The sequence below is a fragment of the Thalassotalea algicola genome (genome assembly GCF_012932965.1).
Lineage (GTDB): Bacteria > Pseudomonadota > Gammaproteobacteria > Enterobacterales > Alteromonadaceae > Thalassotalea_F > Thalassotalea_F algicola.
In genome coordinates this window covers 986,017-1,008,381 of record NZ_JABBXH010000001.1, presented here as the reverse complement: position 1 = coordinate 1,008,381, position 22,365 = coordinate 986,017, and the positions used below count along the sequence as shown (strand labels likewise).

Below are 22,365 nucleotides of genomic sequence, written 5' to 3'. Positions count from 1 at the left end.
CAAACTTATCTGACCCGTTTAATCATTCATTCGAATCACTAAACTGTTCAAAACAGGCTTCTTAGGTCTCCCTGAAGAAGTGGAGCGCATTTTAGAGATTTATTCGCCTGCGTCAACACCTTTTTTAATTATTTTTAATATTTCTTTTTAAACGTCTGAAATTCATACAAACCACGTATTTATTGAACAATTCTATTACTAATCATTAATAAACACGTAGAAACAAGCTGTTTAGCTTATTCATTCCTTAAACGTCTATTTATAAGTTACTTATTAACAAATTCGGATATTAACGATCACTAAGTGTTCAATTTTTGCTAATATTTCCAATAGTTAATGTAGATAGTGGTTTTTATATGAATATGGCTTGTAGAACGTACAAAGGAATTGCCCCTGTGTTGGGTGAAAATTGTTTTATTGATGAGACTTCCGTCATTGTAGGTGACGTAACTATCGGAGATGATTCCAGTATCTGGCCTTTAGTTGCAGCCCGAGGTGATGTTAATACAATAACCATAGGTAAGCGGACCAATGTCCAAGATGGCACAGTGTTGCATGTAACTCGTCGTAGTGATCAGAATATAAATGGATACGCACTAGCTATTGGTGATGACGTCACAATTGGCCATAAGTGTATGCTACATGGCTGTACTTTAGGTAATCGAATCTTAGTAGGTATGGGCGCTATTATAATGGACGGTGCAGTTGTTCAAGACGATGTATTCATAGGAGCTGGTACATTAGTACCTCCCAATAAGACGTTAGAAAGTGGTTATTTATATGTAGGGAACCCAGCAAAACAGGCCCGACCGTTAAAACACCATGAAAAAGCCTTTCTAAAGCAATCTGCTATCAATTATGTTGAATTGAAAAATGATTACCGACAAGAAAGTAACAATTAATAAATTATCGAAAGAAATACATATTACCCTTTCATCATAATATGTATTTCTTCTCCATCTAATTCATTATCTTCTAACCAAAGTTCAGCAACTTCTTCTAAATCATATTTGGTACATTGATCTATTTCTTCGAGTCGACTCAAAGATAGAGAGTGAAAATAAATAGATATTATTTGCCCAGAAACGATTGCCGACATTTTCCAACAAGAAGTCTTATCATCAAGTGTAAGATCATCATTAAACAAAATTGATTGATTCATTAGTTTTTACTCAAGTCCAGTCTAAGCTTTGACAAAACATTTGCTTGTTCAGGTTTAATTGCTCGCCAAACATAATAACTTTCTGCGGCCTGGCCTACCAACATACCTAGCCCATCAACACATGTAGTACTACCACTTTGTTTTGCCCATGAAAGAAAACGAGTTGCTTCGCCCTTATATACCATGTCATATGAAAAGCTATGCTTTGCGAATACAGAATCTGGTATAGGTGGTAGCTCATTACTAAGGCTAGTAGATGTTGAATTGATAATTAAATCAAACTTCATATCACTTGTTATTCTTTCAAGTGGTATAGACGCTATATTTCCATATTGTTCGAACATTTTTGCCAACTGATTTGCTTTCTCAAATGTCCGATTGACGATAACTAGGGATTCTGGATGACAGTCAAGTAATGGTTTAATCACTCCACGTGCTGCACCACCCGCCCCTATTAATAAAATACGTTTATTAAGTGGAGCGTTATTTGACTTAAGATCACTAACCAAACCCGCGCCATCAGTGTTATCTGCAGATATGCTACCATCTTGATTAAAAGTTAGCGTATTTACAGCGCCTGCAAGGCGTGCTCTTTCTGTTACATGATCTGCTATTTCAAATGCTTGCTCTTTAAAAGGCATTGTCACATTACAGCCTTTTGCTCCTTGTTTAATAAATCGCTTTATTTCTGCGACGAAATTATTAAGCCCAGGATCTATTGCGGTATACTCGATAACCTGTTCAGTTAACTGTGCAAAGTGTTGATGAATTTGTGGAGACTTTGATTGTTTAATTGGGTGACCAAAAACAGCGTATTTATCCATAACCCTTTGCACCATTAGTTATAATTTAGGTAAACATTTTGTTTGGCATTAAAAAGCTTTTTTCTACAACTAACAAGTCCGAAACATCATCTGCTAGCACTTTTTCATCTAACGAGACTAGTTCAAGTAAAACTCCTTATGATTTAATCGGCAAAGAAGCTGGTGTAAAAAACTTAGTAAATGCCTTTTATGATGAAATGGAAAGCAATATTCATCTTCAAGAGTTATTGGCTACCCATCAATTACCGCTAGACAATATAAGACAAAAATTTTTTGAATATTTAAGTGGCTGGCTAGGAGGACCACCATTGTTCGAGCAAAAATATGGTCACCCACGACTTCGCCAACGACACATGCACGTCAAAGTCACAAAGAAGCAAAGTGATTTATGGATGTTATGTATGAATATTGCGCTTAATAAAACAGTAGAAAACAAAGTGCTAAAACAACATTTGCGCCAAGCATTTGGCCAGCTAGCTAATCATATGATTAACCACTAGTCGCAATTAAACAGCACATATGAAAAAGCCGCATCTATTAGAGAAAATGCGACTTTTTTGATTCAGGCTTGCTAAGTTGCTTAGAATTTGTAACCTAACATAATTGAGTAAACCATTGGGTCTACGTCAACCTCTGCTTTTCCTTTAATGCCGTCGCCAATTTTGAAACTAACGTCAGTATCAATATCAATGTAACGAACTGATGCATTGATATGCCACTTATCAGTTAATTCATAGTCAAAACCAATTTGTGGAGATAAGCCGAATGAACCATCTGCTTCTAAATCATTAAAGCCTAGGCTTTTTGGCGCTGATTTGAATTCTTCATCAAAGAATACCGTGTAGTTAACACCTAGGCCTACATAAGGCTTAAATGCAGTAGAAGAATCAAAATAGTAAATTGCACTTACTGTAGGAGGTAAGTGTGTAACTTCTGCTAAAGTTGCACCATCTACATTCGCACCAAATACTACCTCAGTAAGGCCCGTTGAATCATGAATGGTAACATCGTGCGTATATGGCGTTGCAGCAAGTACTTCAACAGCCCAGTTACTATCAAAGAAATATACAAAGTTCAGACCTAGTTGTGTATTGTCATCTACAGAAACAGATAGCGGAACTGCACCATTTATTTCGCCAACATTAGGTACATTACCATATAGAGAAACATCTGCTTTTCCGCTGTCAGGATCGATAAGCGTTGCACCACCACGCACAACAAAGTCACCAGCTTGGTATCCTTGTGCCAACGCACCGAATGATAATGAAGATAAAACAGCTAATGTGATAAGACTTTTTTTCATTTGAGAACATCCCCTTAAAATAATTATGGTTATTTTAAGGGGATGTAAGTACCAAAAAGTTGATTTACCTCAAACTACGAAACATTTAGTGGCAACAATATTGATAGACGAATTAAACCCTGATCTAAATCAACAATTTATTTAGGGTTATTATTGATGTTCTGTAAAATCAGGTACTGCCGCTCAATATAGGCGATGTTTACTATAAAAAGAGGCTATAAACTTTATAACTCCAAACGATTACTAGATAGATAATTGCCGTAGTCACTGCAGCAGAGCCTAAATCTTTTGCTCTGCCACTTAATTCATGATGTTCTGTGCTTACACGATCAACAACTGCCTCAATGCCAGTATTCAACAATTCCGCAATCAATATTAGAAATAAGCCAGAAATAAGCATGGAAAACTCTGCAACACTATCCGCAATACTTACCGCAAGTGGAATTAATATTGCCGATAACCATATATACTGCCGAAATGCTATTTCATATTTATAGGCAGCGACAAAGCCTTGCCAACTATGGATAATTGCAGGTCCGAAGCGCTGAATATGGCCAAGTGAATTCTTTTGCCTCACCTATTTACTCCACCAACCAATTTCTCGGAATAAGAAAATCTGCTAAATTTGCTTCTTCGCTACCTTCAAGTGGCTGATAATTATATTCCCAGCGAGCAAGTGGCGGCATCGACATTAAAATAGATTCTGTACGGCCACCTGATTGCAGGCCAAATAAAGTGCCACGGTCAAAAACTAAATTAAATTCAACGTAGCGCCCACGGCGATACAGTTGAAATTGGCGTTGACGCTCACCGAATTCTGTTGCTTTTCGTCTTTCAATAATAGGTACATACGCGTCTATAAATCCTTGTCCAACCGCTTTGATATAATCAAAACTTTTATCAAAGCCCCAGCTATTGAGATCATCAAAAAATAATCCGCCTACGCCACGTGTTTCATTTCGGTGCTTCAAATAAAAGTATTCATCACACCACTTTTTATGTTCATCATAAATAGATTCACCAAATGGATCACATAAGTCCTTGGCTGTTTGGTGCCAATGCGTTACATCTTCTTCAAACGGATAAAACGGTGTCAAATCAAAACCACCACCAAACCACCATACGGGCTCCTCACCTTCTTTTTCGGCGATAAAAAATCGTACATTGGCATGAGAGGTAGGTATATAAGGGTTTTTTGGGTGAATAACTAACGAAACACCACAAGCTTGCCAAGTACGCCCCGCAAGTTCTGGTCGATGCGCCGTAGCTGACGGTGGTAATTTATTCCCTGAAACTAATGAGAAGTTTACCCCGCCCTGTTCAATTACATCACCATTAGTGAGTACCCGAGTACGGCCACCGCCTCCTTCAGCACGCTGCCAATTGTCTTCTACAAATCGGCCACTGCCGTCTGCCTGTTCAAGCGCCTGACAAATGTTATCTTGTAGCTCTTTTAAATATGCAACAACGCTCTCTATATTTATTTGGCTCATACGCGAAATACATCTCCTGAAAGACCATCAATTATTTTTGATGGCTGAGTAAAACCCAAAGTTTGCCCTTTAATAATGAAATCGACTTTTTCGCCAAGGTCTTTTTCTACTTGCTGCCAAGTTAGTGCTGGTTCTTCGCCAGACAAATTAGCACTAGTTGAAACAATGGGCTTATTAGTTTGGTTACATAAAGCGACCACATCAGGCTGACTAGTCACTCTAACCGCCAATGTAGTGAATTTACCGGTTAGCCAATTAGGTGTTGTACTTAGGCAAGGTAATATTTGAGTAATACCATCAGGCCAACGAGATAAAATAGCAAAGCGTTTATCTTGTGGTATTTTCTGTTCATCTATATACGGCAATAATTGGGAATAATTGCTCGCCAGCAATATTAGGCCTTTTTCAATGGGCCGTTGCTTTATGGCAAGCAACTTCATCACTGCCTGTTCATTGTCGGGGTCACAACCCAAACCAAAAACAGCTTCAGTAGGATAGGCAAGAACGCCACCATCATTATAAACTTCTAATGCAGTGCTCATTAAACACTATGGCTCATGTAATTATAAAATGAGCCATAGTATAGAAGATGTCAAAACAGAATACACTTAGCGCATACATTATTATCCAAATAGCGAACGTACTTTTTCTCTTAAGACAAACTTTTGTATTTTACCTGTAGAGGTTTTAGGCAAGTCGCTGAAGACGATACTGCGTGGTGCTTTAAAACTGGCCATATTGTCGCGACAGAAATCGATAACTTCTTGTTCACTTATGCTATAGCCATCTTTAATTGTGACAAAGGCACAAGGCGTTTCCCCCCATTTTTCATCACTTCTCGCGACAACTGCAGCTTCAAGAATTGCAGGGTGTTTATATAAAACACCTTCTACCTCGACTGAGGAAATGTTTTCGCCACCAGAGATAATAATGTCTTTTGACCGATCTCTAATTTCAATAAAGCCGTCAGGATGTTTAACCGCCAAATCACCTGAATGAAACCAGCCTTCACTAAAAGCAGATTCCGTAGCCGTTTCATTTTTAAGGTAGCCTTTCATGGTCGTATTACCGCGAAACATTATTTCGCCAATAGTTTCCGCATCCAAAGGTACAGGTAACATAGTTTCAGGATCTAAGACATCAACCTCTTCCTGGGTTGGGTAACGTACACCCTGTCTTGCTTTTAAAGCTGCCCGCTCATCGCTGTCTCTTTCATTCCATTCAGGTTTCCATTCACTTACAACACATGGACCATATACTTCTGTTAGGCCATAAGTCTGGGTTATATCAAAACCTAGTTTTTCCATACCTTTAATTACTGCAGCAGGTGGTGGAGCACCAGCTGTCATAGCTTTAATGTTACGAGGAATGCCCTTAAGTACTTCCGGATCGCCATTTAGTATCATATTAAGTACAATTGGTGCGCCACAGAAATGGCTCACATTATACTCTTTCATAGCATCAGCAATGGCTGTAACTTCTACTTGCCTTAAACACACTTGTGTTCCACCTACTGCAACAATAGACCATGGAAAACACCAACCGTTGCAATGGAACATAGGTAAGGTCCACAAATATACTGGTGGTTCAGACATTGGCCAAATAAGCGTATTACCTATTGCATTTAGATAGGCCCCTCGATGCGAATAAACTACTCCTTTAGGGTTGCCTGTCGTACCTGATGTGTAATTTAATGCTAATGCTTGCCATTCATCAGTAATAAAGTTCTCTGTTAAAACGTCATCGCCTTCTGCCAGCAATTCTTTGTATTCAATTTCACCTATACAATTAGTATCACCACTTAATGGATCTAAAATATCAATGACCACAGGTTGTCGAGTTGACAACGCTATTGCTGTTTTCATTACGTCGGAAAAAGCGGTATCTACAAGTAATACATCGCATTCACCATGATCAAGAATAAATGCTAGTGCTTGAGCATCAAGACGAGTGTTAAGCGAATTTAAAATGGCCCCAGTTAATGGAACAGCATAGTGAGCTTCTATATATGCTGGGATATTGGCAGCAATAATAGTAACCGTATCGCCAGGCTTTACGCCTCGCTTAGTTAAAGCGCTAGCAAACCGATTAACATTGCGTTGGAAGTCTCGATAACTGATATGGTCGTTGCCATGAATTATTGCGGTACGATCAGGAAATACTTCTGCGGTACGTTTGAGAAAAGTTACCGGTGTCAATGGTTGGGCGTTAGCGGCACATTGATCTAACCCTTGTTGATAAATATTCATCATTCCCCCTTCACAAATTGTTAGGTATTGGGTCAATAGATTTAATGATTATAAGCTTAGCGAGTTAATAATTTTTTCATATCCTCCTTTAGTCTAAGCTTGCCAAATTAGCGGTAATACAAATAAAACTGACTATAATTTAACAAGCTAAGATTCCGTATCTGGCCAAACATAGGTATAATGCGCGGCCTAATTAACCGGTAGTGTATTGCCACTCCCTCTCTTTAGTTTGTTTATTAAGGTGCCGTTAAAATGAAAGTAGGTATTATCATGGGTTCAAAGTCGGACTGGCCGACGATGCAACACGCAGCGGAAATGTTAGATCTATTTGGTGTACCTTATGAAACCAAAGTTGTTTCAGCTCACCGCACACCACACTTGTTAGCTGAATATGCTGAAAGTGCTAAAGACAGAGGAATTAAAGTAATTATTGCAGGCGCTGGTGGCGCTGCACATTTACCAGGAATGACGGCCGCATATACAAGCCTACCTGTTTTAGGTGTCCCTGTGCAATCAAAGGCCTTAAGCGGTCAAGATTCTTTATTATCAATAGTGCAAATGCCTAAGGGTATTGCCGTTGGCACATTAGCTATTGGTAATGCCGGCGCTGCCAATTCGGGATTATTAGCTGCTCAAATTATTGGTACTCATGACGAAACCGTGATGGCTGCAGTTGAAAAGTTCCGTACAGAACAAACTGATACTATCTTAAGTAACCCTAACCCAGCTGAATAGGTTCAATTCAATGAACGTACTTGTTTTAGGTGCAGGCCAATTAGCACGTATGATGGCACTTGCTGTTAAACCATTAAATATTCAAATTCGAGCATATGATGTGGGTAGTGCATCTGTTGTCGATCCATTAAATACTGAATTACAATATGGTGATTTATCTGCAGGTATTGAGTTTGCCGATACTATTACGGCAGAGTTTGAACATATAGCACATGATGTTTTGGCAAAGTGTGAGGCGTCAGGAAAATTAAAACCTAGTAGCCAAGCAATAAAAACAGGTGGCGACCGTCGCCTAGAAAAACAATTGCTTGAAAATGCAAGCGTCGCAAACGCCAAGCACAAGATAATAGAAAATAAATCTGATTTTGACCAAGCGCTTGCAACACTAGAATTACCACTAATTTTAAAGAGCGCTTTAGCTGGCTATGACGGTAAAGGTCAATGGCGATTAAAAGATAAAGCACACGCTGACGATATTTGGTTAGATATAGAGGCCTTTTTCGCGGGCGGGGAGCAAGGCGTTAAGCACGCTGTAGTCGCTGAACAAATGGTGCCTTTTAATCGAGAAGTATCACTCGTTGGAATGCGTGACGTTCATGGCAATACAAAGGTTTATCCACTTACTGAAAACCATCATACCGATGGCGTTTTAACCGTATCTGTAGCGTTAGAAACAGCTGTAGAATTGCAAGCTCAAGCACAGCTAATGTTTGATAAAATAGCTAATGCTCTAGAGTATGTAGGCGTACTTGCCATAGAATTTTTCCAAGTAGGCGATCAATTACTGGTTAACGAAATTGCCCCACGTGTTCACAACTCTGGTCACTGGACTCAACAAGGCGCAGATACTAGTCAATTCGAGAACCATATACGTGCTGTTTGTGGGTTACCGCTTGGTAACGGCGACTTAGTGCGCCCAACGGCAATGATCAATATTTTGGGTGAAGATACAGTACCTAATGAAATTTTGTCGATTCCAAGTGTCACATTGCATTGGTATGGAAAGTCAAAGCGCGCTGGTCGTAAGATGGGACACATAAATGTGTCAGCACAGACCAACAAACAACTTACAGAACGTTTAGCAGAAGTGGCTAACATACTGCCAAGTCGTGCGTTTGCAGACATTCAGCAATACGCTAACGCTTTATCTAAGAATACCGATTAATCACTAATAGTCGGTATTAGTGTGTTGATTGAAAATGACTACATTTTTTATCAGCACACTGTAACTTCTCACCTGCCGCCATTTGTCTTTTCAGCAATAAACTGAAACCACATTTTTCACAACTACCGTTAACCGGTTCATGGTTTGCCGCAAATTTACATTTAGGGTAATTATCACAAGGGTAAAATGTTTTACCGTAACGTGTGGTTTTTGGGGTTAACTTACCTGATTTACATTGCGGACATTTAGCTGTTTTAGTTTCTTCTGAAACTTCATTTTCATGTTCAATATGATGACAAGTTGGATAGTTAGTACAACCAATAAACATCCCGTATCGACCTTGTTTTACCGCCAGCTCACAGCCACATTCAGGGCACTCTGTACCGGGTAAGACTTGGTCTTCTACTTTCTCGTGCTCAACTATTGGACGAGTATATTGGCAGTTAGGGTAATTATCACAACCAATGAAAGGCCCAGACTTTCCTCTTTTAACCGAGACTTCACTGCCGCATTCTGGGCACACGCCGTACTCATGCTCCAATGCATGCTCATGTTGAGTAAAAAGTGGATCGTCTGATTGTGACATAAAGGTAATAACTCAAAGTTGAATTACCACCATTATGCCACAAGAATCCTTAAAACTTAATGAAGCGGTCCATCCGGTCGCTCATCAAAAATTAAGTCTTCCATTTGTGAGTACGCTTTTTCATGGCCTGGTACATTAAACAATACCATTAGCACAACCCACTTAAGGTCATCTAAATAGAAGTCTTTAGTATCAAGTTCCATTATTCTATCAATAACCATTTCTCGAGTGGTGACATCAAGCAAATTCACTTGTTCTAAAAACATTAAAAAGCCTCGACATTCTGTATCTAAACGTTGCACCTCTTGTGCAGTATAAATACGTGTTGAAGGGCCTGTTAAGCGTGTCAAATAAGGGTGTTCATCGTTGTGCTGTAAATCCGCTAGTTTTTCCAACCAACTTAGCGCTTTATATATTTCATCTTGATGGAAGCCTGCGCGAGTTAACTCATCAGTTAGCTCATCATGATCAACCATGATCTCTGCTTCAGAGTGGATATAGTTCTCAAAAAGATACATAAGTATATCGAACATAATTACCCCCTATGTAATCGAAGATAGCCTCCAGGTACCGCAGATACCAGACCTCTAAGCTCTAGCATTGTTAGCCGGGTTAACACTTCATCTGTGGGAAGTTTACTCCGGGAAATCACTATGTCTACGGGAGTGACCTCATAATCCACACTAGCTAACAATGTCTCATTTAACAACCCCTGTTCGCGAATTTTTACACTTTTTTCGACTGGTTGTTTGTTGAAATTGGTTGGTATTGCTATTCCCAACTCTTCCACTATGTCGGCTGCACAATCAATTAATTTAGCACCTTGTTTTATTAACTGATTACAACCAGAGGCCATAGGGTTTACTGGCGAACCAGGGACAGCAAAAACGTCTCTATTCTGCTCCAAGGCAATTTTAGCAGTAACCAGTGAACCACTCTTTATTTCCGCTTCAACAACGACGGTCCCTAAGCTTAAGCCACTGATAATTCTATTTCTTCGTGGGAAGTGTCCAGGCTTAGCATGAGTACCGGGGATAAACTCACTTACAATAGCTCCACCTTCTTCGACAATCGATTTTGCTAAAGGTTTATGACGAGCTGGATAAATTTTATCTATTCCAGTTCCAATAACAGCGATAGTCTTACCGCTCACAGCAAGTGCACCTTGATGGCATGCCGCATCTATTCCTAATGCCATACCACTAGTTACCACAGCTACATTAGCTAGTTCAGACGATATCCGCATAGCTAACTCTCTACCTAAGCCCGTAGCTGAACGACTTCCTACCATCGCGATTTGAGTTAGGTTTAATAAACGAGTGTCTCCTTTAACCCACAGTAATAACGGTGGATCATATATCTCTTTCAATAATTTAGGGTAGCTTGGGCTGCCGAAATGAATAAGCTGGCTTTTAAATTGTTCTGTTTGATTAAGTATATTATCGATATAAACCCTGTCAGGTCGCGTTATCGCAGAGATCTGTTTGTTATTGAGCCCTATCGATTTAAGTTGATTAGTAGTTAATTGAAATAAACCTACAATCCCGTATGTGTCAACAAGGGCAAGTTTTCTCTTAATGGAAAGTCTTGGTACAAGTTTAAGTGCTAACCATAGTTGGTATTCATCCTTAACCATTTATCTTCTCCCTAAGAAAAATTGGCTGATAATATGCGTTTGGGCTTTATTGCTCTTCCGTAATGTTATTCCTTAAATCAAAACCTGCAGATACAAAAAAGGCACATCACTATAGGTATAGTTGATATGCCTTTTATTTCAATTTATTAAAAGAACTATTGAGGCGCTGCTACGCTATCCAATAATCTTGCTGGCTTATTCGTTTTCATGATTAATGCCATAGCTGCGTTTTCATAAACCTTGAACACCATAACTTGTCCAAGCGGCTCTTCGGGCATGTCATATTCCGATTCCGGATCTGCCGACATTCTCTCCCAACGAGATGAACTCGCTTTATATTGTGGGCCGTCTTTAGTTTCTACAACTGCAGGGCTCTTACGCTGAATAGTAAGAATATCCCCTACTTTTACAGAGTGCATTTCACCACGATTGATCATTATTACTTCTAGCTTACCAAACTCTCGGTTATCGCTAGATGCTTTCACAATTAACCCTCTAACTGATTCATCGGCTTTTTGCATAGTAAAGAATGACGGCAATAGCTGACCTTCATTAATTGGCATAACAATATTGCCTGATCGAATTTCGCGATTGGCAGAGTTTACGAGTAACGTACCTGGACGACGTTTAGCCATATCGCCACTGCGAATTGCTTGAGCAGTACCTGTTAGTTTAACGTTAAAGCCTAGAGATTTTTCCGTCTCTGGATCAATGATTTCGTCATCAATGTAGTAAATAGCGTACGATTTACCTAATACTAAGTCGTCATTAACGTAGACTTTAAAGCCATCCAAACTTGATTTGTGACCCTGATCACTGCCAATTACATTCGGTAATGTATCGACTTGCGCTTGCGTTAATAAATGATCATATTTCACATACGGTGCAATTACATGAAGCGGTAATGTTGTAATAGGCGTTTTCTTAACCTGTTTTCTTACCTTTGGAGAAAGCTTCAACGTTGGCTTTTCGCGCGGTGGCGCTTCAACAATTACTGGCTCCTCGATAACTTCTTCAACCACGACAGGTTCTTCGATTATCTCTTCGATATATTCAGGCTCTTCTTCAACGACAAGTTGAGGTTCGCCTTCATCATCATAGACTAATCTAAGCACATCTCCCGGATAAATAAGATGTGGATTGCTAATTTCTGGATTTAATCGCCACAGTTGAGGCCATAGCCAAGGTTGTTCTAAAAATATTGAAGAAATGTCCCATAGCGTATCACCTTCTTCCACAATATAGGTATTCGGCGCCCCTTCATTTATCTGAAGCTCATCGGCGAATGACAACCAAGGTAAAGTGAAGAATGTCGCTGAGAGTATAATTTTTTTTATCATGCTACTCTTGTCCATTTTATACAAAAACTTCAAACCACTATTATTAATGTTATTTAATGGCTAAAATTGAAACATAACATTCTATCTAAAATATCGCTATTTATTTGTAAAAATTATGACCGTTTTATCAGTTTTACGCTTTCCAGACGAAAGATTACGCACAAAAGCCCAACAAGTTACCGAAGTTAATGATGACATTCGTAAAATTGTTGATGATATGTTTGAAACTATGTACGCAGAAAATGGCGTAGGTTTAGCCGCCACACAAGTCGATATTCATCAACGTATTGTCGTTATGGATACCACCGAAGATAAAAGTGATCCTATCACCTTAATTAACCCAGAAATCATTAAAAAAAGCGGTGAAACGTTTATCAATGAAGAAGGTTGTTTATCGGTGCCAGGATGTTACGCAAAAGTTACACGTCATGAAACAGTTACGGTAAAAGCACTTGATCGCGAAGGTAATGAATTTACTCGAGATGGTGATGAATTGCTTAGCATTTGTATTCAGCATGAACTCGATCACTTAGCTGGCGTATTATTTGTAGATTATTTGTCTCCTCTTAAGCGTAAGCGTATTCAAGCTAAAATAGAAAAAGAAGCGCGTTTAGCGGCAAAAGCCTAATTTCAAGGAACTCCATTGACTAAGCCATTAAAAATAATTTTTGCTGGTACGCCAGATTTTGCGGCTAAGCATTTACAAGCGCTGATTGATTCACCACATCAAGTAATTGCTACCTTTTGTCCACCAGACAAACCAGCCGGCCGAGGCAAAAAACTTACAGCTTGTGCAACTAAAACATTAGCACTAAGCCATGAAATACCGGTCTATCAACCGAAGAACTTTAAAGATGTTGCAGATCAAGAAACATTAAAACAACTCAATGCTGACGTAATGGTCGTTGTTGCTTATGGCTTACTTTTACCTAAAGTAATATTAGATGCACCACGTTTAGGTTGTATTAATGTTCATGGCTCATTACTGCCGAAATGGCGAGGCGCTGCACCCATTCAACGTTCATTGGAGGCTGGCGATCCAGAAACAGGCGTTACCATCATGCAAATGGATGAAGGGCTCGATACAGGTGACATGATTTTAAAGTCTAATTGCCTTATTTTGGCAAGCGACACTAGCGCTAGTCTTTATGAAAAGCTTGCAGATCTTGGTCCAAAAGCGTTAATTGACACTTTGGCTTTAATGGCAAGTGGTGATTACCCTCGCGTTCCTCAACGCAATAGTGAGGCAACCTATGCTGCAAAACTTGATAAAGCTGAAGCAGAAATAGACTGGCAATTAGCTGCCAATAAAATTGATCTCAAATTAAGAGCCTTTACACCATGGCCGGGAAGCTATTTTCAGTTTTTAGAGCAAGCAGATAAGTTACATACTATTAAAGTTCATCAAGTAGGAGTCATCAAAAAAGACACCTCAGAGTATCAGCCGGGAGAAATAATATCGTCTGATAAACAAGGTATTTTGGTGGCTACTGGTGAAAATGCCTTACTGATACAAACCTTACAATTACCAGGGAAGAAAGCGATGGCTGTTCAAGACGTACTCAATAGTCGTGCTGACTGGTTTAAAGTAGGCAATCTGATCACAGGTAAATCATGTCAGTAAACTTAAGAGCACTAGCAGCAAAAGTTTGTTTTGCTGTTGTCGATCAAGGTAGAAGCCTCGCGGAAGAAATACCAAAACAAGCAGCCAAAGTAGAAGGTAAAGATAAAGGCCTATTACAAGAGCTTTGCTATGGTGTACTGCGTTACTTACCAGAATTAGAAAACCATGTTCGCCATTTAATGGATAAACCATTAAAGGGTAAGCAACGTGTCTGCCACTTTTTACTCTTGGTAGGCATTTATCAACTTAAATACACGCGTATTCCAGACCATGCAGCACTCAATGAAACAGTATCTGCAACTGGCAACATCAAGTGTCGTCACCTCAAAGGCTTGGTAAATGCTATTCTTAGGAGTTATCAGAGAAACCCTGAAGTAAGTACCAACTCACTTACTGAGCCTGTTAATTATAACCACCCTGGATGGTTTATTAATAAAGTGAAATCAGCTTATCCAAACAATTGGCAATCAATACTCTCTGCAAACCAATCACGCCCACCTATGTGGCTACGGGTAAATAATCGCCAGTTCAATGCTTCTCAATACCTTAAAATGCTTGAAGCATCAGAAATTGAAATAGCAGATCAGGACGAGAAATCAGGCGCATTAAAATTGGCTAGTGCCATTGACGTTAATAAGTTACCTAAATTTGATGTGGGTGCAGCGTCAGTGCAAGACGCAGCAGCACAGCAAAGCGCTCGCCTATTGGGTTGTCAGCCTGGCGACCTTGTTCTTGATTGTTGTGCAGCTCCGGGCGGCAAAACCTGCCATATGTTGGAACTCACGCCCGATATTGAGCAAATGACAGCGATCGATGTCGATGAATCTCGTTTAGTACGAGTACAAGAAAACCTTGACCGGATAAAGCTTGAAGCAAAACTAATCGCCGGCGATGCGACTAACCCTGAATCATGGTGGGATGGCCAACTATTTGACCGAATATTACTCGACGCGCCCTGCTCTGCCACTGGCGTAATTAGACGACACCCGGACATCAAATGGCTGAGAAAAGCAGACGATATTAAAGCGTTAGTGGATCTCCAAGCTCAAATATTGAAAAAAATGTGGTCATTGTTAAAGCCCGGTGGTACTTTGCTATACGCTACATGTAGTATATTACCAGACGAAAATAGTGAACAAATTCAGCAGTTTTTAGCAACCCAAACAGATGCTGAGTTGGTAGAACTACCAGAATATCAAGGTAGTCTTGGTTGGCAGCTTATTCCTGGTGAGCAAGATATGGATGGTTTCTACTATGCAAAGTTGGTAAAAACCAAATAAGCACCAGCTAATTAAGCACATTAAACGCAGCAATTTTAAGCATGAAAATAATAATTATTGGCGCAGGACAAGTCGGTGGCACACTAGCAGAAAACCTAGTGGGCGAGCGAAATGATATTTCTCTAATCGACGTCGACAGCGAAAAATTACACGAACTTCAAGACAAGCTCGACCTACAAGTCATTGCCGGTCAAGGATGCCACCCAGAAGTTTTAGCTAATGCTGGTGCTGATGATGCAGATATGATTATTGCTGTTACGAACGATGATGCCACCAATATGATTGCTTGCCAGATAGCCTATACGCTGTTTAGCACCCCTAAAAAGGTTGCACGTATCCGTTCTTCACAAATTGTTCAACGTAAAGATGAGTTGTTCAACAAAGATCATATTCCAGTGGATCACGTTATAGCTCCTGAACAGTTAGTCACTCGAGATATTACCCATTTAATAGATTACCCAGGTGCACTGCAGGTACTAGAATTTGCGGGCGGAAAGGTAAGTTTAGTAGCGGTTAAAGCTTATTACGGTGGTCTACTAGTAGGTCATGCGCTTTCTACACTAAAAGAACATATACCTAATGTGGATACACGCGTAGCGGCAATATACCGAAATGGCCGCCCTATTCGACCGCTAGGCACTACGGTTATCGAAGCAGATGACGAAGTCTTTTTCATAGCAGCCAGTGTACATATACGCGCGGTAATGAATGAATTACAAAAGCTTGAACCCGCATATAGCCGAATTATGATTGCAGGCGGTGGTAACATTGGTGCAGGACTTGCAAAAATATTAGAAAAAAATCATCAAGTTAAATTGATAGAACGTTCAAATGAACGCGCTAAACAATTAGCACAAGAGTTAGACAATACATTAGTTTTTACTGGCGACTCTTCCGATCAGGAGCTACTGCTTGAAGAGCATATCGATCAATTCGATGTGTTTATCGCGGTAACTAACGATGACGAAGCTAATATTATGTCTTCACTTTTAGCGAAAAAATTAGGTGTAAGAAAAACAATGGTGCTGATTCAACGTGATGCTTATGTTGATTTAGTTCACGGCAGCACCATCGATATTGCCATATCACCTCAACACGCAACAATTTCTGCACTATTAACCCATGTACGCAAAGGTACGATTAAAAACGTATACAGCTTACGTGGTGGCGCAGCAGAAGCTATTGAAATAGTCGCTAAAGGGGATGAACATTCTTCAAAAGTAGTCGGTCGAGAAATACGCGATATAAAACTACCTCCAGGTACAACGATAGGTGCAATTGTTCGTGGAGAAGAGGTGGTTATTGCACATTCAGATACGGTGATTATGGAAGAAGATCACGTGATCTTATTCTTAGTGAATAAGAAATATATTTCAGATGTCGAAAAACTGTTCCAAGTAGGTGTTATTTACTTCTAGTAAAACCTATTAGTCACGCCAAAACGCCGGCGTAAATAATACAAGCAACGTAAATATTTCTAGTCGACCAAATAACATCGCGACTATAAGCACCCATTTGCTGAAATCACTGATCGAAGCAAAATTCGAAGCGACTTCGCCTAAACCCGGGCCTAAGTTATTCATACATGCTGCGACAGCGGTAAAGGCACTAATATCATCCATACCCGATGCCAACAGTAGCAACATACAAATCACGAAAACGGCTGCGTATGCTGAAAAGAATCCCCAAATAGCCTCAACAACACGATTTGGCAAAGCTTTCGAGCCTAACTTTATGGTAAACACTGCTTTGGGGTGAACCAATTTGTTTAGTTCTCGAATACCCTGAAGATAAAGCAAAACAACACGAACAACTTTCATACCACCGCCAGTACTACCTGCACAGCCACCAATAAAGCTTGAGAAAATTAGTAGTAGTGGTAACAGCGTTGGCCAGTCTGCGAAAGACGTCGTTGCAAAGCCAGCTGTTGTGCTAATAGACACCGATTGAAATAATGCCTGATCTAATGCTTGTTCAGCGTCGCCATAGACCCCTGCAGACATTAATACCGTAAAACAAATTAAGGTAAGAATAATTTGAATAGCAATAAAAACCTTAAATTCCGGATCGGCAATATAACTACGAATTGAGCGACTTTGTACGGCAGCATAGTGCAACGCAAAGTTAACGCCAGCAATCACTAGAAAGAAGACACACACTAAATTTATAACTGGGCTATTAAAGTAACCAATACTGGCATCATGGGTAGAAAATCCACCAATAGCTATTGTCGAGAATGAATGGCAAATAGCATCAAATACTGACATTCCAGCAAGCCAATAACTCGTTGCACAGGCTATGGTTAATGAAAGATATATATACCAAAGGTGTTTTGCCGTATCAGCTATCCTGGGGGTCATTTTGGAATCTTTTACTGGGCCTGGAGTTTCTGCACGGTAAAGCTGCATCCCACCAATACCTAACATTGGTAATACTGCAACAGCCAGTACAATTATCCCCATACCACCTAACCACTGCAATTGCTGGCGATAAAAGAGAACAGCATGTGGTAATACATCAATATTGGTGAGTATCGTCGCACCAGTGGTCGTTAAGCCTGAGAACGATTCAAAGAATGCATCAGAAACAGATAGATTAGGTTCATCTAGTAACATCAAAGGAATTGCAGAGAAACTCGCCAGAACGGTCCAGAATAACACAACAATCAAAAAGCCTTCCCTTGCCCTTAATTCTCCTTTTTGTGCTCTATTGGGATACCACATAAAGCCACCAATGAATAGACACCAGAGGAATGCCATTAGAAATGACACACCACCACCATCACGGTAAATAAGAGAAACTAAGGCAGGCGGAAGCATAGTAACGCTTAAAAGCGTTACTAAAAGACCTAAAATACGAATGATGTTTCTATATTGCACTTATTCTTCTTCGGCAAATATGCTTATTTCTGCATAAGTTCACTAAGTTCTAGTGAACCACAAGACATGGTAAGCAGTTGTTGTTCAAATAGTTTAAGTTGATCGTCAGGGATAGCCAATACAAATTTTACAATTTCTTGATATTCTTCCTGTCGAATCTGTGCGCTACAAGTTTTTACTATATGTTGTACATCTGAAACCTGTTGGTAACTACAGTGCAGGATTTTTTCCGTCATTGGCACTTTCAACTCTGTTTCAGCAAGTGCTAATGCTTCACGTACAGCACCGCCATATGCACGTTGTAGACCGCCAGTGCCTAACTTAACCCCACCAAAGTAACGAACAACAATCGCTCCTATTTGGCCAATATTACTGCCTTGCAGCACAGCTAACATCGGGCGCCCTGCTGTGCCACTGGGCTCGCCATCGTCTGAAAACCCATATTTTTGGCTATCCGTTGGTGCGCCACTGACAAACGCATAGCAATGATGATTAGCATTGGGGTGTTCAACACGAAGCTGATTAAGCTGTATTTTTAGTTCTTGATAAGACACACAGGGAAAAATAAAACAGAGAAAACGACTGCGGTTAACAGTCGTTTCATACATGAACTTATTAGTTACTATAGGATAGCTAGACATTAATCGAGCTTAAGGTCTCGAGTCATATTTTCATTATGCGATTGATGAACAATAATATTGTCTTCAATTCGAATACCACCAAATGGTTTATATTCTTCGACTTTTGACCAGTTAACCATTGCACTATGCTCACCATTTTTCAAATCAGCTAATAGCGAATCTATGAAATATAAGCCTGGCTCTATTGTAAATACTTGATCAACTTCTATTGTTCGAGAAGTTCTCAAAAACGGGTGTTGAGTAGGAGCATCTATATGAGTGCCTCTTTCATCAGCCATAAAGCCACCTACGTCATGAACTTGTAAACCCAAATGATGGCCTAACCCGTGCGGGAAAAATGTTGAAACTATACCTGCTTCAACAGCAGACTCGACACTAGTCGTTATAAGATTAAACTCAGCTAATACCTTTGCGATTTCTTGATAAGTTTCTATATGCAGATCAACGTAACTTTTACCCGGTTTTAAACCATCGACAGCTTTGAGCATTAAGCTATCCATACGTGTAATTAAGGCAGCAAAGTCATTTTGTTCAAAGGCGTAAGTGCGCGTGATATCAGATGCATAGCCATGAAAATTAGCTCCTGCATCAATCAAAAATGAACGGTGTGCTGCAGGTTTTGCTCTTTCTAGTGCCGTGTAATGCAAAATGGAGGCATTTTCATTTAGTGCGACAATATTTCCGTATGGTGTTTCACTTTCATTATGGCTAGTTGCTCGCAAATATGCGCGTTGAATTTCAAATTCACTCTCGCCAGACATAAATGCAGCTTTAGCAGCATTATGACCAGCTACAGCTTTTGCATTAGATTCTCGCATACATTGTTGTTCATAAGGCGTTTTGTAAGCTCGATGAAAATGTAGATAGTTAAGCGCACCTTCTGGGTTAATTTGCTCAAAACCTAACGCTGTCGCTACCTCGATATGTTCACCGATATAAGCGTAATTCGATTTGTCATAGGGTAATAATGAATCTACTTCAGCAGCATTAGTAATAACTTTGATTTCAAAAAAAGCATTCCAATAACTTTGTTCTAGCACTTCTACTTTATGCCAAAAATCTACTGGCTGATAATAAATAAGCGTTGGCTTATCGATGCCATTAATGATCAACCAGCTGTTGGTAATGTTGACCAAAGGCAACCAATGCTTGAAGTGCGGGTTTACTTTGAAAGGGTAGGAATTATCATCTAAAAATATTTTAAGTTCTTTACCCGAATGGATAACGAGCCCATCGATATTTTCACGGGCTAGCACATTCTTTGCTCGGACTTGCAGCTCATTAATATGTGCAGGATATAAATTTGCCAAACTGGTCATAACTTGTTCTCTATTGTGTGGTACACGCTTTATTACTGCATATTTTAAGGGCTAATTGTCATTTCTAATAGCCCTTTAAATGGCGATTGATAATTTGTATTTAACTTTGTTTGATATATTTGCTGATAAGCTAAAACACTTTTCACGTAGTCACGTGTTTCTTTAAATGGAATAGTTTCTATCCAAATATCTGCTGGTAGATTTTTCGCTTTAGATAACCACTGTTTCACTCTGTATGGTCCAGCATTATATGAAGCGGTAGCCAAAATTGTATTACCATTGTTTCGTTTAAGTAGCCGCTTTAAATACTTGGTGCCTAAATTAATATTATTTTTTGCATTAAGTAAGTATCTATTTGAAATTGTTCTTTTCTCTAGCTGCTTTGCAGTGGCTGGCATAATTTGCATTAGGCCTTTGGCACCAGCAGAAGAATGAGCATCACGCATAAAGGAGCTTTCCCTACGCGCAATTGCAAATGCCCAGCTAGCGTCTATATCATGCTTCTTAGAGTAACTGTTTATGTCTTCGGCATAAGCCATAGGAAATCTCAAATCTACGTCATCAAGATAGCCATGCTTAGCTAAGGTGAATATCGGTCTATCAAACCAACCTTCTTCATAAGCAATAATTGCCGCTACCAATTTTTCAGACTCTGGTAATTGTGATAGCCAATAATTCCATTCTTTACGCGCCTGACTGTATCGTTCAATATGAAAAAGTTCAAAAGCTCGCTTAGCAGCAGGATGCTCAAAGGCTTTTTGTTTAATATCCTGGCTAAAGTTTAATGGTTTGTGAGCTAAGTTAATGGGTAGTTGAAGTTGATTGGCAGCCAAGAAACCATAGTAATGTCTAGTCGTAGCAAGCTTTGCCATGTGCTGTTTGGCTACATCTGACTGTCCAGTTTCAGCTAAGCTGCGAGCATACCAATACTGCCATTGTGGACTTTCTTGCTTCGACTTTGGTAAGGCTAATAAGGTAGACATGACCGCTTGCCAGTCTTTGGATTTCAATACATTAGCAAGCTTCCATTGTACTAAATTAGTATCTAGGTATTCATCAGAGACTTGATCTAACCAAAAATCAGCTTGCTTATGTTGCTTACTCGCTAATGCCAATGCAAATCGAGAATTTAAGTACGCTAATTGAGAAGGTTTGAAAGGAAACTTTTTCTTTGCATTATTAAAGGTACTAATAGCCCGGTTAGGATCACGCCACACTAAGCGCTTTAAACCATAAGCAACTATTTGCGTTTCCTTTTCATTAAAGTGGCTAAAACGTGAAAATTTGGAGATATATGCAGGGTCTCTTCTAACCTTATGCCAAAGACGTCCTAAATATTGTTCTTCTTTTGGCAAAAGGCTTGTTAAATAAGGAATTAGGGTATGTTTACCACCATCAGCAGCCAATGCTAAGCGCTGCCATACAACATCAGCAGTCTGATAACCTGACTTTTGCCACTTTTTAAATAACGGATCACAAGCTTTATCTTGAGATTTACCCACCAACCACCATTGTGTAACTTCTTTCAAGACTACGCTTTCTGGTAGGCCCGCATCTAGCTGGTAATTCAGTTTTAAACAGTTAAATCTTGCATTGCTATTGGGTACAAAGAATTTGAGGTAGAGTGCCTTCCGTTTTCTTTTAGCCAAATAATTTAGCCATTTTTTTCTCAATGGCCAATCCAGTGGAGTTCCTTGATATTTTGCCAAAAAAGCTTCTATTTCAGGTGCATCAGACAGTCTTATTTTGTCCATTAAGCGCTTTTGATCTAAGTATGGCTGTAGCGGATAAAAATGGAGTTGATTATATAACGCTATAAACGTCGGTGAATTAGGCTGCCAAACTTGTTTTTCAGCCTTTAAAAAATTCGCTCGTTGGACATGATTATCTTTTGCAACGCTTGTTCCAGTAATTAAGAAATAAAAAGTTAGCGATATAAAAAGGTATTTTCGAAGGCGCGCTGTCTGCATAAGATAAGAAATAAAAAGGCGTTATAAATAGAATTATTCACGCTCTTTGCTCTAATGCAAGCGGATATATCATTTAAAGTAAAATTTAGTTGTAGAAAAGGAGTTTTTAAGCCGCAAAGCTTCCTTGGTTATCGTGAATAAGTTAGGATCTTTAACTAG

General features: G+C 39.5%; 23 protein-coding genes. 8 read left to right on the top strand and 15 right to left on the bottom strand.

What is annotated here, in order from left to right; all coding sequences use genetic code 11:
* Positions 1 to 356: 356 nt before the first annotated feature.
* Positions 357 to 902 carry a gamma carbonic anhydrase family protein gene (locus HII17_RS04605; RefSeq protein ID WP_408033870.1) on the top strand — a complete coding sequence of 182 codons (546 nt, stop codon included), beginning with the start codon at positions 357 to 359 and terminating at the stop codon, positions 900 to 902.
* A 23-nt stretch (positions 903 to 925) separates the two neighbouring features.
* On the opposite strand, the gene HII17_RS04600 is transcribed toward HII17_RS04605, so the two are convergent.
* Together HII17_RS04600 and aroE are read right to left on the bottom strand one after the other, a co-directional pair.
* On the bottom strand, positions 926 to 1,162 hold the full coding sequence (locus tag HII17_RS04600; protein WP_169074105.1) for a hypothetical protein: 237 nt from the start codon (positions 1,160 to 1,162) through the stop codon (positions 926 to 928).
* On the bottom strand, positions 1,162 to 1,986 hold the full coding sequence (gene aroE, locus HII17_RS04595) for a shikimate dehydrogenase (RefSeq protein WP_169074104.1): 825 nt from the start codon (positions 1,984 to 1,986) through the stop codon (positions 1,162 to 1,164). Before aroE ends, HII17_RS04600 begins: the two co-directional genes overlap by 1 nt.
* Before the next feature lie 38 nt (positions 1,987 to 2,024).
* Here aroE and HII17_RS04590 point away from each other — a divergent pair, with 38 nt between their 5' ends.
* Positions 2,025 to 2,486: a group II truncated hemoglobin gene (locus HII17_RS04590; RefSeq protein ID WP_211185241.1), complete on the top strand. Its 462-nt coding sequence runs from the start codon at positions 2,025 to 2,027 to the stop codon at positions 2,484 to 2,486.
* An 80-nt stretch (positions 2,487 to 2,566) separates the two neighbouring features.
* Here HII17_RS04590 and HII17_RS04585 read toward each other — a convergent pair whose 3' ends face one another.
* The 5 genes from HII17_RS04585 to HII17_RS04565 all read right to left on the bottom strand — a co-directional run bounded on the left by HII17_RS04585 (position 2,567) and on the right by HII17_RS04565 (position 7,034).
* The gene (locus tag HII17_RS04585) at positions 2,567 to 3,289 is read right to left on the bottom strand and encodes an OmpW/AlkL family protein (protein WP_169074103.1); all 723 of its coding nucleotides are present in this window, start codon (positions 3,287 to 3,289) and stop codon (positions 2,567 to 2,569) included.
* Positions 3,290 to 3,491: 202 nt separating this feature from the next.
* The gene (locus HII17_RS04580; protein ID WP_328824458.1) at positions 3,492 to 3,866 is read right to left on the bottom strand and encodes a diacylglycerol kinase; all 375 of its coding nucleotides are present in this window, start codon (positions 3,864 to 3,866) and stop codon (positions 3,492 to 3,494) included.
* A 4-nt stretch (positions 3,867 to 3,870) separates the two neighbouring features.
* Positions 3,871 to 4,782 carry an oxygen-dependent coproporphyrinogen oxidase gene (hemF, locus tag HII17_RS04575; RefSeq protein ID WP_169074102.1) on the bottom strand — a complete coding sequence of 304 codons (912 nt, stop codon included), beginning with the start codon at positions 4,780 to 4,782 and terminating at the stop codon, positions 3,871 to 3,873.
* Positions 4,779 to 5,324 (bottom strand): Sua5/YciO/YrdC/YwlC family protein, encoded by a 546-nt coding sequence (locus HII17_RS04570; protein ID WP_169074101.1) that lies wholly within the window; start codon positions 5,322 to 5,324, stop codon positions 4,779 to 4,781. Before HII17_RS04570 ends, hemF begins: the two co-directional genes overlap by 4 nt.
* An 81-nt stretch (positions 5,325 to 5,405) precedes the next feature.
* Positions 5,406 to 7,034, bottom strand: coding sequence for an acyl-CoA synthetase (locus tag HII17_RS04565; RefSeq protein WP_211185240.1), 1,629 nt, complete (start codon positions 7,032 to 7,034; stop codon positions 5,406 to 5,408).
* A 249-nt stretch (positions 7,035 to 7,283) separates the two neighbouring features.
* Here HII17_RS04565 and purE point away from each other — a divergent pair, with 249 nt between their 5' ends.
* Entirely contained in the window at positions 7,284 to 7,766 is a 483-nt protein-coding gene (gene purE / locus HII17_RS04560) for a 5-(carboxyamino)imidazole ribonucleotide mutase (RefSeq protein ID WP_169074100.1), read from the top strand.
* A 10-nt stretch (positions 7,767 to 7,776) separates the two neighbouring features.
* Complete coding sequence (locus tag HII17_RS04555; RefSeq protein ID WP_169074099.1) at positions 7,777 to 8,931, top strand: 5-(carboxyamino)imidazole ribonucleotide synthase; 1,155 nt, start codon at positions 7,777 to 7,779, stop codon at positions 8,929 to 8,931.
* Positions 8,932 to 8,947: 16 nt separating this feature from the next.
* Here the strand turns inward: HII17_RS04555 and HII17_RS04550 are convergent, their stop codons facing one another.
* The 4 genes from HII17_RS04550 to HII17_RS04535 all read right to left on the bottom strand — a co-directional run bounded on the left by HII17_RS04550 (position 8,948) and on the right by HII17_RS04535 (position 12,493).
* Entirely contained in the window at positions 8,948 to 9,517 is a 570-nt protein-coding gene (locus HII17_RS04550; RefSeq protein WP_169074098.1) for a DNA topoisomerase family protein, read from the bottom strand.
* Between the two features lie 56 nt (positions 9,518 to 9,573).
* Positions 9,574 to 10,050: a DUF494 family protein gene (locus tag HII17_RS04545; RefSeq protein WP_169074097.1), complete on the bottom strand. Its 477-nt coding sequence runs from the start codon at positions 10,048 to 10,050 to the stop codon at positions 9,574 to 9,576.
* Positions 10,051 to 10,052: 2 nt separating this feature from the next.
* Positions 10,053 to 11,153: a DNA-processing protein DprA gene (gene dprA, locus HII17_RS04540; protein WP_169074096.1), complete on the bottom strand. Its 1,101-nt coding sequence runs from the start codon at positions 11,151 to 11,153 to the stop codon at positions 10,053 to 10,055.
* 155 nt (positions 11,154 to 11,308) lie between these two features.
* Entirely contained in the window at positions 11,309 to 12,493 is a 1,185-nt protein-coding gene (locus HII17_RS04535; protein WP_169074095.1) for a LysM peptidoglycan-binding domain-containing protein, read from the bottom strand.
* Between the two features lie 115 nt (positions 12,494 to 12,608).
* On the opposite strand from HII17_RS04535, the gene def reads away from it, so the two are divergent.
* From def to trkA, 4 genes are read left to right on the top strand one after another with little or no spacing between them, the layout of a single operon-like run.
* Entirely contained in the window at positions 12,609 to 13,121 is a 513-nt protein-coding gene (gene def / locus HII17_RS04530) for a peptide deformylase (RefSeq protein WP_169074094.1), read from the top strand.
* A gap of 15 nt (positions 13,122 to 13,136) precedes the next feature.
* Positions 13,137 to 14,117 (top strand): methionyl-tRNA formyltransferase, encoded by a 981-nt coding sequence (fmt, locus tag HII17_RS04525; protein WP_169074093.1) that lies wholly within the window; start codon positions 13,137 to 13,139, stop codon positions 14,115 to 14,117.
* Positions 14,108 to 15,397: a 16S rRNA (cytosine(967)-C(5))-methyltransferase RsmB gene (gene rsmB, locus HII17_RS04520; RefSeq protein ID WP_169074092.1), complete on the top strand. Its 1,290-nt coding sequence runs from the start codon at positions 14,108 to 14,110 to the stop codon at positions 15,395 to 15,397. The genes fmt and rsmB overlap by 10 nt, the downstream gene beginning before the upstream one ends.
* Positions 15,398 to 15,438: 41 nt before the next feature.
* On the top strand, positions 15,439 to 16,815 hold the full coding sequence (trkA, locus tag HII17_RS04515) for a Trk system potassium transporter TrkA (protein WP_169074091.1): 1,377 nt from the start codon (positions 15,439 to 15,441) through the stop codon (positions 16,813 to 16,815).
* Between the two features lie 9 nt (positions 16,816 to 16,824).
* Here the strand turns inward: trkA and HII17_RS04510 are convergent, their stop codons facing one another.
* Genes HII17_RS04510 through HII17_RS04495 form a run of 4 tightly spaced genes read right to left on the bottom strand, consistent with a single transcriptional unit; the run spans position 16,825 to position 21,990 of the window.
* Positions 16,825 to 18,276, bottom strand: coding sequence for a TrkH family potassium uptake protein (locus HII17_RS04510; RefSeq protein ID WP_169074090.1), 1,452 nt, complete (start codon positions 18,274 to 18,276; stop codon positions 16,825 to 16,827).
* 23 nt (positions 18,277 to 18,299) lie between these two features.
* Positions 18,300 to 18,917, bottom strand: coding sequence for a YigZ family protein (locus HII17_RS04505; protein ID WP_169074089.1), 618 nt, complete (start codon positions 18,915 to 18,917; stop codon positions 18,300 to 18,302).
* Positions 18,917 to 20,236 carry a Xaa-Pro dipeptidase gene (pepQ, locus tag HII17_RS04500; protein WP_169074088.1) on the bottom strand — a complete coding sequence of 440 codons (1,320 nt, stop codon included), beginning with the start codon at positions 20,234 to 20,236 and terminating at the stop codon, positions 18,917 to 18,919. Before pepQ ends, HII17_RS04505 begins: the two co-directional genes overlap by 1 nt.
* 44 nt (positions 20,237 to 20,280) lie before the next feature.
* The gene (locus HII17_RS04495; protein WP_169074087.1) at positions 20,281 to 21,990 is read right to left on the bottom strand and encodes a transglycosylase SLT domain-containing protein; all 1,710 of its coding nucleotides are present in this window, start codon (positions 21,988 to 21,990) and stop codon (positions 20,281 to 20,283) included.
* Positions 21,991 to 22,365 lie beyond the last annotated feature (375 nt).

What these genes read in the sequence shown, in the direction of transcription:
- HII17_RS04545 (WP_169074097.1), bottom strand. Translation starts at nt 10,050, where the DNA reads ATGTTCGATATACTTATGTATCTTTTTGAGAACTATATCCACTCTGAA.
- trkA (WP_169074091.1), top strand. Translation starts at nt 15,439, where the DNA reads ATGAAAATAATAATTATTGGCGCAGGACAAGTCGGTGGCACACTAGCA.
- HII17_RS04565 (WP_211185240.1), bottom strand. Translation starts at nt 7,034, where the DNA reads ATGATGAATATTTATCAACAAGGGTTAGATCAATGTGCCGCTAACGCC.
- HII17_RS04570 (WP_169074101.1), bottom strand. Translation starts at nt 5,324, where the DNA reads ATGAGCACTGCATTAGAAGTTTATAATGATGGTGGCGTTCTTGCCTAT.
- HII17_RS04605 (WP_408033870.1), top strand. Translation starts at nt 357, where the DNA reads ATGAATATGGCTTGTAGAACGTACAAAGGAATTGCCCCTGTGTTGGGT.
- aroE (WP_169074104.1), bottom strand. Translation starts at nt 1,986, where the DNA reads ATGGATAAATACGCTGTTTTTGGTCACCCAATTAAACAATCAAAGTCT.
- purE (WP_169074100.1), top strand. Translation starts at nt 7,284, where the DNA reads ATGAAAGTAGGTATTATCATGGGTTCAAAGTCGGACTGGCCGACGATG.
- dprA (WP_169074096.1), bottom strand. Translation starts at nt 11,153, where the DNA reads ATGGTTAAGGATGAATACCAACTATGGTTAGCACTTAAACTTGTACCA.
- HII17_RS04495 (WP_169074087.1), bottom strand. Translation starts at nt 21,990, where the DNA reads ATGGACAAAATAAGACTGTCTGATGCACCTGAAATAGAAGCTTTTTTG.
- rsmB (WP_169074092.1), top strand. Translation starts at nt 14,108, where the DNA reads ATGTCAGTAAACTTAAGAGCACTAGCAGCAAAAGTTTGTTTTGCTGTT.
- HII17_RS04550 (WP_169074098.1), bottom strand. Translation starts at nt 9,517, where the DNA reads ATGTCACAATCAGACGATCCACTTTTTACTCAACATGAGCATGCATTG.
- def (WP_169074094.1), top strand. Translation starts at nt 12,609, where the DNA reads ATGACCGTTTTATCAGTTTTACGCTTTCCAGACGAAAGATTACGCACA.
- HII17_RS04600 (WP_169074105.1), bottom strand. Translation starts at nt 1,162, where the DNA reads ATGAATCAATCAATTTTGTTTAATGATGATCTTACACTTGATGATAAG.
- HII17_RS04505 (WP_169074089.1), bottom strand. Translation starts at nt 18,917, where the DNA reads ATGTCTAGCTATCCTATAGTAACTAATAAGTTCATGTATGAAACGACT.
- HII17_RS04555 (WP_169074099.1), top strand. Translation starts at nt 7,777, where the DNA reads ATGAACGTACTTGTTTTAGGTGCAGGCCAATTAGCACGTATGATGGCA.
- hemF (WP_169074102.1), bottom strand. Translation starts at nt 4,782, where the DNA reads ATGAGCCAAATAAATATAGAGAGCGTTGTTGCATATTTAAAAGAGCTA.
- HII17_RS04585 (WP_169074103.1), bottom strand. Translation starts at nt 3,289, where the DNA reads ATGAAAAAAAGTCTTATCACATTAGCTGTTTTATCTTCATTATCATTC.
- HII17_RS04535 (WP_169074095.1), bottom strand. Translation starts at nt 12,493, where the DNA reads ATGATAAAAAAAATTATACTCTCAGCGACATTCTTCACTTTACCTTGG.
- pepQ (WP_169074088.1), bottom strand. Translation starts at nt 20,236, where the DNA reads ATGACCAGTTTGGCAAATTTATATCCTGCACATATTAATGAGCTGCAA.